This is a genomic window from Caballeronia sp. AZ7_KS35, from assembly GCF_023631045.1.
GTDB lineage: Bacteria > Pseudomonadota > Gammaproteobacteria > Burkholderiales > Burkholderiaceae > Caballeronia > Caballeronia zhejiangensis.
The window spans coordinates 54,406-71,180 of record NZ_JALQDV010000002.1 but is presented as its reverse complement, the minus strand read 5'-3'; the positions used below and the strand labels follow the sequence as shown (position 1 = coordinate 71,180).

Sequence of the window (16,775 nt, the reverse complement as noted above, 5' to 3'; positions counted from 1 at the left end):
CGCCACGCTAGAATGATTCTTTGCGCCTACGGAGACCCATACGTCATGAGCACGCTCGAACAGCTGTATGCCCAGGCCGGCAAACGCGCCGCCGAAAACAATCTGACCTACGCGGGCGCGTTCTCACCCGCCGAAGCATTTGAATTGCTGCAACTCGACCCGCGCGTACGCCTCGTCGACGTTCGCACCCGCGCCGAACTCGATTGGGTCGGCCGCCCGGCCATCGATGGCGCTCAGTACGCGCACATCGAATGGATTCGCTACCCCGGTTCCGTGCCAAACGCCGAGTTTATCGAACAATTGCGACAGGTCGCCACCCCGGATACGCCTGTCGTGTTTTTGTGTCGCAGCGCCGCGCGCTCGAAGCTCGCTGCGGTCGCGGCGCAGAAGGAAGGCTACGCCCAGGCGTACGACCTGCTCGAAGGCTTCGAAGGCGATAAGGACGGACAGGGGCATCGGAAAACGGTATCGGGATGGTGTTTCCGCAAGCTGCCCTGGATCGGGGCTTGAAGGTTTTGCTCAAGCACGCGCGTCGAGCAAAGTCCGCACGCGCCTGACCCTCGCTTCATCGACGGGCGCCAGAGACTTCCCATCGACGCGCACGCCCGAGCCAAAGTGCACCGCTTTCACGCGCGTCGATGCGACGAACGGCGCGACCGCATCGACGGTCAATCCGGCGCCCGCCAGAATCGCGCAGCGCGTTCCCACCGCGTTTTCGACGAGCTTCGAAATCGTTTCCTGAGCGTCCAGCACGGAAGGCTTGCCGCCCGACGTCAGCACATTCGTGACGGCACCGAACTGCAGCAGCGTATCGAACGCAGCGAGCAGATCGCGTGTTTCGTCGAATGCGCGGTGAAACGTGAGCTGCAGGCCATCCGCTGCTTCGATCACGCGCGCGAGGCCGTCGGTGTCGACGGAGCCATCGGCGCGCAGCATCCCCACGACGATCGCGTTCGCGCGCGTCTTCGCGATCGCGCGAACATCGCGCAGCATGACCGCGTAGTCGTCGGCATCGTAGACGAACGAGCGGCTGTGCGGCCGCACGATCACGTTCACCGGAATCCCGACCGCCTCGATCACCGATTCGATCAGGCCGATGCTCGGCGTCAGTCCGCCCTCGCCCATCGCGGTGATGAGTTCGAGACGGTCCGCACCGCCGCGCTCGGCTGCCCGCGCGTCGGCGACGGTCGTGGCGATCACTTCCAGCAGCGTCACTTCGCTTCCTCCGGCGGCACTTCCACGACTTCACCGCCGAGCGCGATCACGCCCTCGCGCAGCACGTCGAACGCCGCGTTCGCCTGCTCGGGATCGCCCTTCACGCCCAGATCGATATGCGCGCGCTCGTAAAGCGCCCCGCGCGTAGCATCGCCGACGCTCGGCAGGCTGAACGCACGCACGCCCTCGAAGTCGCGCTCGATCGAAACCATCAGCGGCGTGATGCGCGACTCGGGCAGGCCGAAGACGAGCAGCGACCGCTCGACATGCGGCGTCGCGTGATGCAGATGCGCGTACTTCGTGTCGAGCACCCATTCGATCATCGGCCAGGCCATGACCGGAAAGCCCGGCACAAAATGATGATCGCCGACCGAAAAGCCCGGAATCTTGTTGTAGCTGTTCGGGATGATCTCTGCGCCGCGCGGAAACGTGCCCATGTTCAGCCGATGCAAGTTCTCCGGCGACTCCAGCTCGACCGGCTTGCCTGCCTGCGCCGCCGTGTCGCGGATGCGCGCGCGGATCAGTTCCGCCGCTTCGGGATGCAGCTCCAGCGGCACGCCGAGCGCCTTGGCGGCGCACTGGCGCGTGTGGTCGTCGGGCGTCGCGCCGATGCCGCCCGTCGAAAACACGATATCGCCCGATGCGAACGTGCGCGCGAGCGTCGCGGTGATGCGCGCGGGATCGTCGCCGACGTATTCGGCCCAGTCGAGCGACAGGCCGCGCGCGCCCAGCAGTTCGATGATTTTCGGCAGATGCTTGTCGGTGCGGCGGCCGGACAAGATTTCGTCGCCGATGATGATGACGCCAATGCCCATGAATGCCCCTTTGCTTTTTTCGTGCTTACAGTGAAACGTCGCGGGATTCGACCGTGATCGCCGGGAATTGCGGCTCGCTCGCGCGCAAGCGCTCCAGCGCGTGCAGGCAGTAATGCGCGAACCACAGCGCCGAAAACACGAGGATGAACGCATACGCCCAGATCGTCACGGCGGCGACGACCGGAAAGAGCGGCAAGAGCCAGACGGACCATGCCCAGAGCATCGTCGGGACAGAACTGAGCAGGCCGCTCACGATGCCGATCGCAAGCAAGGGCCAGCGTGCATCGCGCACGATCGCGCGGCGCTCGTCGGCGCTCGCGTGAAGCGCGAGCGCGTCGTAAGTCATCACGCGATACGTGAGCCAGCCCCACAACAGCGGCGGAATCAAGGCGAAGAACGGCGGAATGAGCCACAGCGGCAGCGTGACGACGAGCAGCACGAGACAGACGACCGTGGTCACGACCGAGTGTCCGAGACTGCCGTACCACGAGCCGCCGCGCCGCTCTTCGAGCGATGAGTAATGACCTTTCGGGCGACGTGTGAGGAGCTTGACGACGCCCGGCATCGACAACGTGGCGATGAGCAGCAGCACCGTCACGACGATCAGCGGCACCGTCATGATGACGACGAGAAACGGCGCGATCACCGCGTGCAGCGACGAAAAGCCGACGGCATCGAAGAGACGGTACATCCACGAGGTCAGCGCCCACGCGCTGAGCCAGTCGTTGGCGGCGCCGGTAAGCGTCTGCCAGAAGAACCAGAGCACCGCGCCCCAGACCACGGTGGCGACGCCGAAGGGCATCAGCGTCAGCCAGAGCATGCGCGGATGAAAGACGTTCGCAAGCGCGCGCACGAACGAACGCAGCAAGTCACTCATGCGTGTTTCTTAAAAGAAGAAGGAACCGACAGGATAAACCAGCGCCGCGCACGGGCGCTGGTCGAACCGGAGACGTTCAGACGGCCGCCGAGTTGTCGGAAGCGGATGCACCCGCACGGCGAGCGGAAAGGCGCGCGGCGATGCGTTTGAACGCGAGCCAGTGCTGTTCGACGAAGCCGTCGCCGTAATGGACGGGCGCAACGCCCGGCGCACCGAGCTGGTCGCGAATGCCCGTCGGCTCGACGGTGCGATCGAACGACGCCGAGCGGAAGATGATGTCCCAGAACGAGAACAGCACGCCGAAGTTGCAACCGTAAGTCGTGCCTTCGTGACCGAAGCCGATCGCGTGATGGCGGCGATGAAACGCCGGACTTACGACAATGCGCTCCCCGAGCCAGCCGAAGTGCATGCGGATGTTCGCGTGCTGCACGCTCTGCATGAAGTTGGTGATGGCGACGAGCACGACGAACTGCGACGGCTCCACGCCGATCACGAGCGCGACGCACGCGAAGAAGCTCGCCTGAAGAACGTCGTCGAGCAGATGGTTGCGGTCGTCGGTCCAGAGCGACATCTTCTGCTGGCTGTGATGCACCGCGTGCAATTCCCACCAGATGCCGAAACGATGCTCCAGCCGGTGATACCAGTATCCCGCCAGATCGAGAATGAGCAGATAGATGACGAACGTGACGAGCGGCTGCGTCGTCACGCCGGGCCACAGGTTGTCGATCTCGAGATTCGGCACGTTATGGAGGCGCAGCCAGCTCTGCATCGAATCGAAGAGCGGCTGGAACGTGAAGAAGAAAAACAGATTGAGGATGCCGAGCTTGACGATCCACGTGTAGAGCACGTCCACGCGCACGCCTTTGCGGTCTTTCCACTCCTCCGCCGGGCGGAAAGCTTCGAGCGGCCGCAGGATCGCGTACATCGCGAGCACTTCGAGCACGCCGACGATCACCCAGTACAGCGCGTCGTAGGTGTCTTCGTCGTAGTCCATCATGCCGATCTTGAACAGGACCGGCTGCACGACATCGACGTAGAGCTGCGTCTGAAGCCAGGAAACGAGACCGTCCAGCGACGAAAGAATGGAATGAAACATGGTGCTCCGTGGTGCGTGCGGCCGTCCGGGACCGGCCATCCCTCAATCGTAGTACAGGGCGCGAACGCGCGCCCTGTTTGCTTACGCCCCGTTCGGCGCCGTCACCGGCGCGCGATTGTAGAAGTAGATGCCGTGCGGCGAGCGGCCGACCTTGATGGTTTCGATCAGCTTACGATTCGCCAGGTCGATCACGCCGACGTGCTTCGCGAAGCGGAACGTAACCCACAGATACTTCTTGTCGGCGGAAAGTTCCATGTCGTCGGGGCCGGGCAAGAGACCGGTGATGTCGCCGACGTTCGTGAGCGTGTCCTCGTCGATGATGCTGATCGTGTTCGCCACGCGATTCGAAACGAGTACGTGCTTGCCGTCGACCATCGAGCGGAAGTTGTGCGCGCCCTTGCCGGTCGTGATGGTCTTGACGACCTTCTGGTTGCGCCAGTCGACCACGGCCACGTAATCCGCGCCGGTCATGCCGACGAGCAGATATTTGTCGCCCGGCGTGAGCCAGACGCCCGCGGGCACCTTGCCGACCTTCATCTTCCATTTGACGGTCTGCGTCGGCAGGTCGATCGCCGCGATTTCGCCGGACACCTGCAGCGAGATGAACGCGGTCGAGCTGTCGTTCGTGAACGCGATGTGGCTCGGCATCGTGGCGAGCGGCAGGCGCTTCGCGACGCTCAAATTCTTGCCGTCGAAATGATAGATATCGAGGCGGTCGAGGCGCAGACCCGTCGAGACGAACCATTTCTTGTCCGGCGAAAAACCGAGCTGATACGGATCTTCGATGTCCTGCACCCAGCGCTGGAACGCGCCGGTTTTCGGATCGACGAACATCAGGTTGTTCGACACCGAATTCGCAACGATCAGCGATGAGCTGTCGGGCGTGGGCATCAGGTGATGCGGCTCTTTGCCCGTCGGCACGGTGCCGACGACCTGATGCGTGTTTTCGTCGATGAGACTCAGCGTGGCTTCCGCCGAGTTGAGCACGATGACATTGTTGGCCAGTGCTGCGGAGGCGACCAAGGCGGCGCCGGTTGCGATGGCTGCGCGTGCGGCGAAGGCACGCACGCGGCCGGAACGGAAAATATTGCGCATGAAAAGTAGGCTTCGGAGGGCAGGCGTCATTGTAGAACGTTTGCCTCGCGCGGCGGGTTGACGAGCGAGGTCTTTTTGCGCAATACGTTGATTCTTTGCGTCTTTCCAGCGGAAACCTAACGCTGCATCGATTCCCACACCTTGTGGAGGCGTTTTACCGAGACCGGCATCGGCGTGCGCAGTTCCTGCGCGAACAGCGATACGCGCAATTCCTCCAGCAGCCAGCGATATTCGGCAAGCCGCGCATCCGCGACGCCGCCGCGCTGCGATAACGCGCGCTGATAGTTCTGCGCGAGCGGCTGCAGATCGGCGGCGAGACGCGCGTCGCGGGCCGGATCGGCCTTGAGCTTGTCGACGCGCTGCGCGATCGCCTTCACATAGCGCGGAAAATGCGCAAGCTGCGCATACGGCGTATCGATGACGAAACGCTTGCCGATGAGCGCGCTCAATTGCGCCTGCATGTCCGCATAGGCCGACGCGAACGATTTCACCGACGCCAGCTTTTTGGCGAGCGCCGCATATTCGTTGAGGATCGTGCCGACGAGCCGCGCGATTTCGTTCGCGAGCAGCGTCAGACGCCCTTTCGCGGCGTCGCGGCGCGCGTGGAAGCTGGCGTCGTCGTCGGGCAGCGGGTCTTGCAGGCACGCGCGATCGAGCGCCGTTTCCACGATCTGATCGCGCAGTTCGTCCGCCGTGCCGAGCGCCATGTATTGCATCGACATCTCCCGCAGGCCCGGCAGATTTTTCTCGAGATAGCGAATCGGCTCGCGCAACTGCAGCGCGAAAAGCCGGCGCAATCCCGCGCGATGAATACGCACCGCTTCCTCGGGCGAATCGAACACTTCGACGTCGCAATGCGTGCCGCGATCGACGAGCGCCGGATAGCCGAAGAGCGTCTGCCCGCGCCGGCGGATTTCCAGCAGCTCGGGCAGCTTGCCGAAGTTCCACGTCGTGAGGTTCTCGTAGAGCGCGGTGCCTTCGCTTGCCGGTTGCTGTGCGGGCGGCGTATCGGAGTCCCCGGAAAGCGCATCGAACGCCGCCGCCGACGTCAGTTTCTGGAACTGCTGCTGCGCCTGCCCGCCGAGTTCCGCGCGCAACTGCGCGAGATTGCGGCCCATCGCGAGCTGGCGGCCGTGTTCGTCGATCACCTTGAGGTTCATGAACAGGTGCGCGGGCAGCGTTTCCAGCTTGAAATCGGCGCTTTTCACGGCGATTTGCGTCTGCTCGCGAATATCGGCGATGAGCGAATCGACGAGCGCGCCCGCGCCGAACTTCGGCCCGCCATGACGCCCGGCGAAAGCCGCGGCGTATTCCGGCAACGGCACGACGTGACGGCGCAGCTTCTGCGGCAGCGACTTCAGCAGCAGTTGCACCTTCTCCTTGATCATGCCGGGCACGAGCCATTCGACGCGGCGCGCATCGACCTGATTCAGCCCGTAAAGCGGCACTTGCAGCGTGACGCCGTCGCGCGGCGAACCCGGCTCGAAGTGATACGTCAGCGCCATTTCGATGCCCGACATCGTCATGCGCTTCGGAAACAGATCCGTCGTGACGCCGGCAGCTTCGTGACGCATGAGGTCGTCGCGCGACAGGAACAGCAGCTTGTCGTTGCCCTCTTTCTTCTGCTCGTCGCGATACCAGCGCTCGAACGCCGCGCCCGTCCAGATGTTTTCGGGGATCAGCGAATCGTAGAAGCCGTAGATGAGTTCATCGTCGACGAGCACGTCCTGACGGCGCGACTTGTGTTCCAGTTGCTCGATGTCCGCGACGAGCTTGCGGTTGTGCGCGAAGAACGGCAGACGCGTATCGAATTCGCCTTCGACGAGCGCCCCGCGAATGAACAGTTCGCGCGCGTATTTCGCGTCCTGCTTGCCGAAGCTCACGCGCCGACGCGCATACACCGTCAGCCCGTACAGCGTCGCGCGTTCGTAGGCGACGACCTGCGCGGCCTTCTTCTCCCAATGCGCGTCCGATAGCGATTTCTTCAGCAGATGCGCGCCGACCGTTTCGAGCCATTCCGGCTCGATCTTCGCGATCGTGCGCGCGTAGAGGCGGCTCGTCTCGACGAGTTCGCCCGCCATCACCCAGCGCCCCGCTTTCTTCAAGAGCGCCGAGCCCGGCCAAAGAAAGAACTTGATGCCGCGCGCGCCGAGATAATGCGGCTCGTCGTCGGCCTTGAGACCGACGTTGCCGAGCAGGCCCGTCAAGAGCGACAGATGCACCTGCTCGAAGGTCGCATCCGATTCGTTCAGACGCCAGCCGTGCTCGCGCACGACCGTCAGCAGTTGCGAATGCACGTCGCGCCACTCGCGCAAACGCAGATGCGACAGGAAATTCGCGCGACACGCATCCGCGAGCTGCTTGTTCGATTTCTTGTGCGCGACCGCTTCCTCGAACCACTTCCAGATGCGCGTCCACTGCAGAAATTCGGAGCGCTCGTCGACGAACTGCCGATGCGCCTGATCCGCCTGCTCCTGCGCCTCGATCGGACGGTCGCGCGGGTCCTGCACCGACAGCGCCGACGCGATGATCAGCACTTCCGCGAGCGCATGATGATCGCGCGCGGCGAGAATCATGCGGCCGACGCGCGGATCCAGCGGCAGGCGCGCGAGTTCGCGGCCGAGACTCGTCAGCGCGTTGTCGTCATCGACGGCGCCGAGTTCGTTCAGCAGTTGATAGCCGTCCGCGATCGCGCGGCCCGGCGGCGGTTCGATGAACGGGAACGTTTCGATCGCCGTCAGATGCAGCGACTTCATCCGCAGAATCACGGCCGCGAGCGACGAGCGCAGGATTTCGGGATCGGTGAAGCGCGGCCGCGCGGCGAAATCGGCTTCGTCGTACAGACGGATGCACACGCCGTCCGCGACGCGCCCGCATCGGCCCGCGCGCTGATTCGCCGCCGCCTGCGACACCGGCTCGATCTGCAGTTGCTCGACCTTGTTGCGATACGAATAACGCTTCACGCGCGCCATGCCGGTATCGACCACGTAGCGGATGCCCGGCACCGTCAGCGACGTCTCCGCGACGTTCGTCGCGAGCACGATGCGCCGCGCGTTCGACGGCTTGAACACGCGCTCCTGCTCCTGCGCGGAAAGACGCGCGAAGAGCGGCAGGATCTCCGTATGCGGCGGATGATGCTTGCGCAACGCTTCTGCGGCATCGCGGATTTCGCGCTCGCCGGGCAGGAACACGAGCACGTCGCCGGGACCGACGCGGCACAGTTCATCGACGGCATCGACGATGCCTTCCATCAGATCGCGATCGGCTTTGCGATCGTTGCGTTTGGGCGCCGTGCCCTGCGCGTTCCTGATCGCCTCGCTTTCCTCTTCGATCGGCCGATAGCGTACTTCCACCGGATACAGCCGTCCGCTCACCTCGATCACCGGCGCGGGCTTGTCCTCGCTGCCGAAATGGCGCGCGAAGCGTTCTGCGTCGATGGTCGCGGACGTGACGATCAGCTTCAGATCCGGGCGTTTCGGCAGGATTTCCTTCAGATAACCGAGCAGAAAGTCGATGTTGAGGCTGCGTTCGTGCGCTTCGTCGATGATGATCGTGTCGTAGGCGGTCAGCAGCGGATCGGTCTGCGTTTCCGCGAGCAGAATGCCGTCGGTCATCAGCTTGACGGACGCGCCGGGCGCCAGATTGTCCGTGAAGCGCACTTTGTAGCCGACGACTTCGCCGAACGGCGTGCCGAGTTCCTCCGCGATGCGCCGGCCGGTCGCCGAAGCGGCGATGCGGCGCGGCTGCGTATGCCCGATCAGCCCGCTGCCGCCCGCGCCGAGACCGCGTCCGAGCGCGAGGCAGATCTTCGGCAATTGCGTCGTCTTGCCCGAGCCGGTTTCGCCGCTGACGATCACGACCTGATTCGCAGCGATCGCGCGCGCGATTTCCTCGCGTCGGCCGGAAACGGGCAGCGCTTCGGGAAACGTGATCGGCGGAATGGGATTCGGCGTGACGACGCGCGGCGCGCGCGGCGGACGTTGCTCGCGAGGCGGACGCGTTTCGGCCGGGCGTTCGACGTGCGACGGACGTGCATCAACCGGGCGTTGTTCGCGCGGCGGACGTGCTTCAACCGGGCGTTGTTTGCGCGGCGGGCGCGTTTCGGCCGAAGGTTCGACACGCGGCGCAGGTTGCGGCTGCGGCTGGCGCGCTTCGACGGGCTTCGGCTGCTGAACGCGCGCCGGACGCTGCGGCCGCGCACCTTGTTCACGCCTCGCGTCTTCGCGTTTCGGGGGCGCTTGCGTGGCAGCTTGCGCCGTGTCGCGCGGCTTCGGCGGACGTTGCGCCGTGACTTCCGCTTTCGCGGGCCGCTCTTTCGACTGCGCCGCCTTCTTCGGTTGCGAAGGAGCCTCCGCCGCCGCTTTCCCGCCCGCGAACCGCTGCGCGGCGCGTTCCTTCTTGCTCAAACCCGCCGCTTCGCCGGAATCGGACGTGCCCGCGCCCTCCCGCGTCTCGCGCAGCAGACTTTCACGCAGTTGTCGCAACTGCTCCTGAGTATCGAGGGATTTGTCGGCGGACTGAGACTTGCCCGCCTGATCGGGGCGTGAGGGACGAGAAACATTCGGCATAGCGTCGCATTATAATCCCGGGATGAATTCCCAAACCGACCTCACGATGACCGCGACGCAGCCGGCAGTCGAGCCCGAAGCGCCGAATCCCCACGCCCAGTTCGTCGACTGGATGCGATCCGTCGCGCCCTACATTCACGCGTTTCGAAACAAGACTTTCGTTGTCGCGTTCGGCGGGGAACTCGTGCAGGAAGGTCGCCTCAACGCGCTCGTGCAGGACGTCGGCCTGTTGCACGCAATGGGCATCCACGTCGTGCTCGTGCACGGCTCGCGTCCGCAGCTCGACGAGCAACTGAGCCTGCACGGCGTCGAGTCGTCGTTCTCTCACGGCTTGCGCATAACGGATGCCCGCGCGCTCGAATCCGCGAAAGAAGCCGCCGGCGAAGTGCGTCTCGACATCGAGGCCGCGATCAGCCAGGGCTTGCCGAACACGCCGATGGCGCACGCGCACATCAGCGTGGTGTCGGGCAACTTCGTGACGGCGCGGCCGGTCGGCATTCTCGATGGCGTCGATTTCCAGCACACCGGCGTCGTGCGCAAGATCGACGGCGATTCCATCCGCCAGTCGCTCGCGTCGAACAAGCTCGTGCTGCTGTCGTCGCTCGGTTTTTCGCCGACGGGCGAAGCGTTCAATCTGTCGATGGAAGATGTCGCGTCCGCCGCGGCCATTGCGCTGCGCGCCGACAAGATCATTTTCGTGACCGAAATTCCGGGTCTCGGCGACTCGGAAAACGAGCTGATCCGCGAAATGTCGCTCGACGACGCCTATCGCTTGCAGGAAAGCGGCGAATTGCAGGGCGACACGGCGTTCTATCTGAAGCATACGGTGCGCGCGTGCCGCGGCGGCGTTGCGCGCGGCCACATCATTCCGTATTCGCTCGACGGCAGCGTGCTGCTCGAACTGTTCCTGCACGACGGCGTCGGCACGATGATCTCGTACGAGAATCTCGAAAGCCTGCGCGAAGCGACGCCCGACGACGTCGGCGGCATTCTCACGCTGATCGAGCCGCTTGAATCCGACGGCACGCTCGTACGGCGCGGACGGCACCAGATCGAGCGCGACATCGACCATTTCTCGGTCATCGAGCACGATGGCGTGCTGTTCGGCTGCGCGGCGCTCTATCCGTACACACAGGAGCGCATCGGCGAAATGGCCTGCCTGACGGTCGCGCCGGAAGCGCAAGGTTCGGGCGACGGCGAACGCCTGTTGAAGCGCATTGAACAGCGCGCCCGCGCACGCGGCTTGACGCGCATTTTCGTGCTGACGACGCGCACCGAACACTGGTTCCTGAAACGCGGTTTCGTGAAAGTGACCGTGGACGATCTGCCCGAAGATCGCCGGCGGCTCTATAACTGGCAGCGCAAGTCGCTCGTCCTGATGAAACAGCTTTGAACATGATCCAAGAAGCGTCGAACGGCGCTTTGCCCCCGATACAGAGGAGAAACTCACAATGGCCCGAATGGTTCAATGCGCGAAGCTCGGCAAGGAAGCCGAAGGACTCGATTTCCCGCCGCTGCCGGGCGAGCTCGGCAAGCGCATCTACGAAACGATCTCGAAGGAAGCCTGGCAAGGCTGGCTCAAGCAGCAGACCATGCTCATCAACGAGAATCGGCTGAACATGGCCGATCCGCGCGCACGCCAGTATCTGATCAAGCAGACGGAGAAGTATTTCTTCGGCGAAGGCGCCGATACGGCGTCCGGCTACGTGCCGCCGCAAAGCTGAAATCGCGCGTTCATCGCATCGCAAAAACCGGCCCGAGCGGCCGGTTTTTTGTTGTCCGCGCGGCGGAAAATTGTTCCGCTTAGTACATCGGACCACGAGATGACAATCGGCGCAATCCTACGTCCGACAAGGCTTTGCGGCCGCCGGGCTCGAGCGCGGTGGCAGACCGGTTTGCAGATCGTCTGTCATCGTGTTATCATCTTGCTCGTTATCAACAGCAATTCACCATCATTCACGTGCAAATGTTTCCGACTTCAAGTTCGGGCGTTGCGCGGTAGTGACAGTTTCTTATACAAAGAGGCGCGTCGGTTTTCCAAGCAGTAACGCCGGCCTTTTTCTCCTCAAGTTGTTTTTTCGCCGACGTCGCGGCCCACCCGCGGCAACTCAGTCATTCAGCGCTGCGTTCGCCGTCCGCACGTCAAATTCGTGTGTTTCACCCGAGTGCAATTTCGCGACTACACCCGCGCGAGGCACCGGCACCGTGTTTCTTTTCGCTCATCGACTTCGAGCCGCTCGGCCCGAGGTCGCGGAAAGCCTTTGCTTTCGTCTTCAAGCGTTCGCGGCGCCGTCTCGAAACTGCACTATCCCGGCAATTTGCGTCCGTCCTCCGCGGCGACGCACCCGACGTTCTTTGAGCGTCGGGATCGAATACGGAGTTTTTCGAACTATGTCTTCTCTTAACGAGGGCCTTTGGCGCAAACGCGATTCATCCAGTCAGAAGTCCGACCTCACCCTCGACGACATCACCATCGTCGATCAATCCCTGTTGAAGCGCGCCGTCGGCGCCATGGCCATCGGTAACGCGATGGAGTGGTTCGATTTCGGCGTGTACAGCTACATCGCCGTGACGCTCGGCCGTGTGTTCTTCCCGTCGAGCAGCCCCACCGCGCAGTTGCTCGCGACCTTCGGCACGTTCGCCGCCGCTTTCCTCGTGCGCCCGATCGGCGGCATGGTGTTCGGCCCGCTCGGCGACCGCATCGGCCGCAAGCGCGTGCTCGCGATGACGATGATCATGATGGCCGTCGGCACCTTCTGTATCGGCATCATTCCGAGCTACGAATCGATCGGCGTGATGGCGCCGGTGCTGCTGCTCATCGCGCGTCTCGTGCAGGGCTTCTCCACGGGCGGCGAGTACGGCGGCGCGGCGACCTTCATCGCCGAATTTTCGCCGGACAAGAAGCGCGGCTTCATGTCGAGCTTTCTCGAATTCGGCACGCTCGTCGGCTACGTGCTCGGCGCGGGCGTGGTCGCGGTGCTGACGGCGGTGATGTCGGAAAAAGACCTGCTGTCGTGGGGCTGGCGCATTCCGTTCATGATCGCGGGTCCGCTCGGGCTGATCGGTCTCTACATCCGGATGAAGCTCGAAGAAACGCCTGCATTCCAGCGTGAAGCCGAAAAGGCCGAAGCCGTGTCGCACGAGACGACCAAGGAGCAGTTCCGCGAGACGCTGATCCAGCAATGGAAGCCGCTCTTGCAATGCGTGGGCCTCGTGCTGATCTTCAACGTGACCGACTACATGGCGCTGTCGTATCTGCCGAGCTATCTGTCGGCGACGCTCAAGTTCAACGAGACGCACGGCCTCTTCATCGTGCTCGTCGTGATGGTGCTGATGATGCCGCTCACGCTCCTCGCCGGCCGTCTGTCGGACACGATCGGCCGCAAGCCGGTGATGCTCGCCGGCTGTATCGGTCTGCTGGTGCTGTCGATTCCTTCGCTCTCGCTGATCCGCATGGGCACCGTTCCGTCGATCTTCGCGGGCATGATGATTCTCGGCGCGCTGCTGTCGACGTTCACGGGCGTGATGCCGTCGTCGCTGCCGGCGCTCTTCCCGACGAAGATCCGCTACGGTGCGCTCGCGATCGGCTTCAACGTGTCGGTGTCGCTCTTCGGCGGCACGACGCCGCTCGTCACCGCATGGCTCGTCGACACGACCGGCAACCTGATGATGCCCGCGTACTATCTGATGGGCGCGTCGATCATCGGCATCGTGTCGGTGCTCGCGCTCTCCGAGACGGCGAAGAAGCCGCTGAAGGGCTCGCCGCCGGCGGTCGCGTCGAAGTCGGAAGCGCATGCGATTCTGCGCGGCCATCGCGAAGCCGCCGAAATGGACGATGCGTTCCCGGAAGGCACGGTGCGCGCGTAAGCGTTCTGGCGTGATCGAATGGAAGGGCCGGTGCGTGAAGCGCCGGCCCTTTTTTCATTCGATCAGCGAAACGATGCGCGCTTCCGCTTTGCCGTCGTCGATATCGAGCAGCGCGAGCGTGACCGGCAATCTGAAGCGACGCGGCCCCGCGCTGCCGGGATTCACGAAGAGCACGTCGCCGCGCCGCTCGATGAGCGGCTTGTGCGAATGACCGGTCACGACGACATCGATGCCGTCGAGCTGCTTCGGCACATCGGCGATATCGTGGACGACGTGAATCGTCGCGCCGCCCAGTTCGATGCGCGCGTGTTCGGGCAGCCGCGCGAGGTCATCGGCGATATCGTTGTTGCCGCGCACGACAGTGAGCGGCGCGAGCGACGCGAGCGCATCGAGCACGTCGCGTCTGCAGATATCGCCCGCGTGGATGATGTGCGCGGAGCCGCGCAAGGCGTCGAGCGCTTCGGGGCGCACGAGGTTATGGGTATCGGAGATAAGGGCAATACGCATGAGGCGTCACGCTTCTTCGTTCGCGCGCACGCCGAAGTCCTCGCCGTGCGCCACGTTCGGTTCCGGCACCATCATCGTGTCCTCGCGACTGAATCGGTGCCGGCGATTATGCGGGACGGCCGAAACCTTGTCGAACGGCTTGTATACGACGAGCGGCGCGGCTTTGGCGCGGTCGCATGCAATGGTAGAATCGCGTCCGCCCTGCCGGGGTGATGAAATTGGTAAACATAGCGGACTTAAAATCCGCCGCCTCACGGCTTGCCGGTTCGAGTCCGGTCCCCGGCACCAGTCACGGAAAGCGAGACTTTCCAAAGTTGTTCGCCAACCGCTAAATATCGATAAGAAACAGCGGCTTGCGTGGCTTTGATAGCAAGCGCACATTCCAAGACTGAACGTCCAATGTGCAGTGCTGGTAGACTCTCGTGCACACGAACTGCACACGGGTCTGCACATGGCATCCATCACAGAGTACAAGGGCGGCTACCGGGCCTTTGTCACTGTCAACGGCAAGAGAAAGACCAAGACCTTTGCTAAGAAGCGCGAGGCGCAAGAATGGGTAGCTCATACTGAGGTTGGTATGCGCAAGGAGGCGGACAAGCCCGAGGCGTCCCGCCACACCGTCCGGGATATGCTCAAGCAGTACAGCCGGGACGTGTCCTCTAAGAAAGAGGGCGCACGGTCGGAGCAAATGCGGATTACGGCGTTCCTCCGCAACTTCCCTGCTCTCTCGGACAAGACGCTTGCAACGGTTCGTACACCGGATATTGCAGCGTGGAGAGACGCTAGGCTAGCTGGCTTCACACTTGAGGACGGGACCAGGGTAGCCCCGGTCTCGGCGGCCTCGGTCTTGCGAGACCTTAATTGGTTGCGGAACGCGTTCACTATCGCGCGCCAGGAGTGGCATTGGTTAGAGCACAACCCGTTCACGGGCCTCCGTATGCCGCAGGAACCACCGCCACGGGAACGCCGTATATCCCCGTTCTCCGAGGTCCGCCCCCTCGTACGTCATCTTGGTTATCGCACGGGCGTAGCCCCGGAGACCAAGAGCCAAGAGGTAGCCCTCGCGTTCCTCATCGCCCTGCGCTCCGCGATGCGCGCCGGGGAGATACTTAGCCTGGGTGCGGCCAACGTAGACCTAGCCAAGCGCGTTGTCACGGTAGAACACAAGATGCAGTACCTAACGGGCCGTATGCGCTCTATTCCGCTCACGCGGCATGCCGCCCGGTTGCTCCGCCCGGTTGCGAACCGGGAAAAATGCTTTACCGTGTCCTCTGCCTCGTTAGATACCCTCTTTCGCAAAGCTCGGGACCAACTTGCCGTGGGCCGCCCTGCCCTCCGGGAGATTCATTTTCATGATTCCCGGGCCGAGGCCCTTACGCGACTCTCACGCAAGGTGGACGTTATGACGCTCGCCAAGATCAGCGGCCACAAGGACCTCTCGATACTTCAGAACACCTATTACCGCGAGACCGCCGAGGACATCGCGGCCCGAATTTAGGCCCATTGTTATACTACAAGCAACTCACACCACACTCACAGGGACGTATGGCAATGCGTAAAAGCAAAGAGGTTCTAGAGCTAGAGGCCGAGGTGCGGCGCGAGGACGAGGCCGTTGAAGCGGAGGACCAAGAACGGGCGCGCAAGGCGGAGGCAAAGCGCATTGCGGACGAGATCAAGCACGGCATCACGCCGGATAAAAAGACCGTCCCTACGCAAATCCGCATCCTCCAGAGCCAGATTGACGACCTTAAGGTTATCAGCGGCATGGAGCGCACCAACATTAGCGCAATCCTCCGCCTCCTGATCGCGGACTACATTCTAGAGAAGCGCGAGGACGAGACTATCCGCCAAGCTCTCGATTGGGCCGAGGGCGGACGCCGTGCGGTCGCAAAGTTCAAAGCGGAACAGGACGCCAAGAAAGAGAAGTGACACGAACAAAATTCTCCTCCATCGATCGACACAATAGAATTTTCAACTTTTTAGTGTAGTGACAGTTGCTAGGCGGGTCTGTTGTGCGTAATATCCCTCCCATAGCAGCACCGCCGACAGCCGGAGGCGTAAAAAGCAGGGCTCGCAGCACAAAACGCTATCAGTAGCAAGCCGACCGCCAGAGGCTTTAAGTTATGGTTGAGTAAGCAGCAAGCTACGTTAGACGCCCAAGGGGAATGTGAGCCTAAGGGAAACTAGATGGCAGCAAGGACGAGTACGGACTCCTCAGCCGGAAAGGACCGAGCCTTGGCGAGTATCGCAAGCGGGACTCAAGTCTCCCCGAACGCGCCAAGTAAATCAAACAACCCAACTGCCTCCGCTTGGAGGCCGTAACCACGGTTACGCAAGGCGATTCTCGTTGAGTCGTCTTACCTAACCGAACAAGAACGTTAGTAGTCCATACCGAGGACAGACCATGAGCACGCGCCTTATTATCCGCACCGCCGATACCTCCCGCGCAAACTGGAACGCCATGCGCGTTGCCCTGAACCGCAGGGGCTTGGAGCTTCACCGCTACCACGCAGGGATCACGGACGGCGTAATGACCATCATTGCGGACGCCTACCACCCGGACGGTGGAGAGGAACCGCGTGCACATGAGGCCCTCGCTAATACCTCGGCGTCCCTATACGTTATGCACTGAGACGGGTACAGAAAGTACTACGGTAACGTGTGACAAGTTGGTACGGAGACTAGGAAGAACGAGCACCCCTCCCCGAATCTAGGCGCGAGCCTAGTAAGCACCA

At 62.9% G+C, this 16,775-nt stretch carries 13 protein-coding genes and 1 tRNA gene; 7 read left to right on the top strand and 7 right to left on the bottom strand.

All coding sequences use genetic code 11. The features are described 5' to 3' along the window. The first annotated feature begins 45 nt into the window (after positions 1-45). Complete coding sequence (locus NCT05_RS05930; protein ID WP_008350527.1) at positions 46-510, top strand: rhodanese-like domain-containing protein; 465 nt, start codon at positions 46-48, stop codon at positions 508-510. Between the two features lie 9 nt (positions 511-519). On the opposite strand, the gene NCT05_RS05925 is transcribed toward NCT05_RS05930, so the two are convergent. From NCT05_RS05925 to hrpA, 6 genes are all read right to left on the bottom strand, one after another. Further along, positions 520-1,215, bottom strand: a complete 696-nt coding sequence (locus NCT05_RS05925; protein WP_250434386.1) for a copper homeostasis protein CutC — start codon at positions 1,213-1,215, stop codon at positions 520-522. Next, on the bottom strand, positions 1,212-2,030 hold the full coding sequence (locus NCT05_RS05920) for a competence/damage-inducible protein A (protein ID WP_008350529.1): 819 nt from the start codon (positions 2,028-2,030) through the stop codon (positions 1,212-1,214). Before NCT05_RS05920 ends, NCT05_RS05925 begins: the two co-directional genes overlap by 4 nt. Positions 2,031-2,055: 25 nt before the next feature. Then, positions 2,056-2,907 (bottom strand): EI24 domain-containing protein, encoded by an 852-nt coding sequence (locus NCT05_RS05915; protein WP_008350531.1) that lies wholly within the window; start codon positions 2,905-2,907, stop codon positions 2,056-2,058. Between the two features lie 76 nt (positions 2,908-2,983). Then, on the bottom strand, positions 2,984-4,003 hold the full coding sequence (locus NCT05_RS05910) for a sterol desaturase family protein (protein ID WP_008350532.1): 1,020 nt from the start codon (positions 4,001-4,003) through the stop codon (positions 2,984-2,986). Positions 4,004-4,084: 81 nt separating this feature from the next. Next, entirely contained in the window at positions 4,085-5,098 is a 1,014-nt protein-coding gene (locus NCT05_RS05905) for a YVTN family beta-propeller repeat protein (protein ID WP_034474119.1), read from the bottom strand. Positions 5,099-5,214: 116 nt separating this feature from the next. Then, positions 5,215-9,666, bottom strand: a complete 4,452-nt coding sequence (gene hrpA / locus NCT05_RS05900; RefSeq protein ID WP_250501895.1) for an ATP-dependent RNA helicase HrpA — start codon at positions 9,664-9,666, stop codon at positions 5,215-5,217. A gap of 22 nt (positions 9,667-9,688) precedes the next feature. On the opposite strand from hrpA, the gene argA reads away from it, so the two are divergent. The 3 genes from argA to proP all read left to right on the top strand — a co-directional run bounded on the left by argA (position 9,689) and on the right by proP (position 13,533). Beyond that, entirely contained in the window at positions 9,689-11,059 is a 1,371-nt protein-coding gene (gene argA / locus NCT05_RS05895; RefSeq protein WP_033536863.1) for an amino-acid N-acetyltransferase, read from the top strand. A gap of 58 nt (positions 11,060-11,117) precedes the next feature. Continuing rightward, positions 11,118-11,390, top strand: a complete 273-nt coding sequence (locus NCT05_RS05890) for an oxidative damage protection protein (RefSeq protein WP_008350541.1) — start codon at positions 11,118-11,120, stop codon at positions 11,388-11,390. Positions 11,391-12,057: 667 nt separating this feature from the next. Then, entirely contained in the window at positions 12,058-13,533 is a 1,476-nt protein-coding gene (gene proP, locus NCT05_RS05885; RefSeq protein WP_033536864.1) for a glycine betaine/L-proline transporter ProP, read from the top strand. Positions 13,534-13,587: 54 nt separating this feature from the next. Here the strand turns inward: proP and NCT05_RS05880 are convergent, their stop codons facing one another. Next, positions 13,588-14,040 carry a metallophosphoesterase family protein gene (locus NCT05_RS05880; protein WP_175979903.1) on the bottom strand — a complete coding sequence of 151 codons (453 nt, stop codon included), beginning with the start codon at positions 14,038-14,040 and terminating at the stop codon, positions 13,588-13,590. 203 nt (positions 14,041-14,243) lie between these two features. Between NCT05_RS05880 and NCT05_RS05875 the strand changes: the two genes are divergently transcribed. The 3 genes from NCT05_RS05875 (at position 14,244) to NCT05_RS05865 (ending at position 15,969) form a co-directional block, all read left to right on the top strand. Then, positions 14,244-14,328 (top strand) — tRNA-Leu (locus NCT05_RS05875). Positions 14,329-14,491: 163 nt separating this feature from the next. Further along, positions 14,492-15,538 (top strand): site-specific integrase, encoded by a 1,047-nt coding sequence (locus tag NCT05_RS05870; protein ID WP_250501894.1) that lies wholly within the window; start codon positions 14,492-14,494, stop codon positions 15,536-15,538. Positions 15,539-15,591: 53 nt separating this feature from the next. Next, entirely contained in the window at positions 15,592-15,969 is a 378-nt protein-coding gene (locus NCT05_RS05865; RefSeq protein ID WP_250501893.1) for a hypothetical protein, read from the top strand. The last annotated feature ends 806 nt before the right edge of the window (positions 15,970-16,775 follow it).

Excerpts from the sequence above, each read along its gene's own strand:
- hrpA (WP_250501895.1), bottom strand. The coding sequence starts at position 9,666 with ATGCCGAATGTTTCTCGTCCCTCACGCCCCGATCAGGCGGGCAAGTCT.
- NCT05_RS05915 (WP_008350531.1), bottom strand. The coding sequence starts at position 2,907 with ATGAGTGACTTGCTGCGTTCGTTCGTGCGCGCGCTTGCGAACGTCTTT.
- NCT05_RS05890 (WP_008350541.1), top strand. The coding sequence starts at position 11,118 with ATGGCCCGAATGGTTCAATGCGCGAAGCTCGGCAAGGAAGCCGAAGGA.
- proP (WP_033536864.1), top strand. The coding sequence starts at position 12,058 with ATGTCTTCTCTTAACGAGGGCCTTTGGCGCAAACGCGATTCATCCAGT.
- NCT05_RS05905 (WP_034474119.1), bottom strand. The coding sequence starts at position 5,098 with ATGCGCAATATTTTCCGTTCCGGCCGCGTGCGTGCCTTCGCCGCACGC.
- NCT05_RS05880 (WP_175979903.1), bottom strand. The coding sequence starts at position 14,040 with ATGCGTATTGCCCTTATCTCCGATACCCATAACCTCGTGCGCCCCGAA.
- NCT05_RS05870 (WP_250501894.1), top strand. The coding sequence starts at position 14,492 with ATGGCATCCATCACAGAGTACAAGGGCGGCTACCGGGCCTTTGTCACT.
- argA (WP_033536863.1), top strand. The coding sequence starts at position 9,689 with ATGAATTCCCAAACCGACCTCACGATGACCGCGACGCAGCCGGCAGTC.
- NCT05_RS05865 (WP_250501893.1), top strand. The coding sequence starts at position 15,592 with ATGCGTAAAAGCAAAGAGGTTCTAGAGCTAGAGGCCGAGGTGCGGCGC.
- NCT05_RS05910 (WP_008350532.1), bottom strand. The coding sequence starts at position 4,003 with ATGTTTCATTCCATTCTTTCGTCGCTGGACGGTCTCGTTTCCTGGCTT.
- NCT05_RS05920 (WP_008350529.1), bottom strand. The coding sequence starts at position 2,030 with ATGGGCATTGGCGTCATCATCATCGGCGACGAAATCTTGTCCGGCCGC.
- NCT05_RS05930 (WP_008350527.1), top strand. The coding sequence starts at position 46 with ATGAGCACGCTCGAACAGCTGTATGCCCAGGCCGGCAAACGCGCCGCC.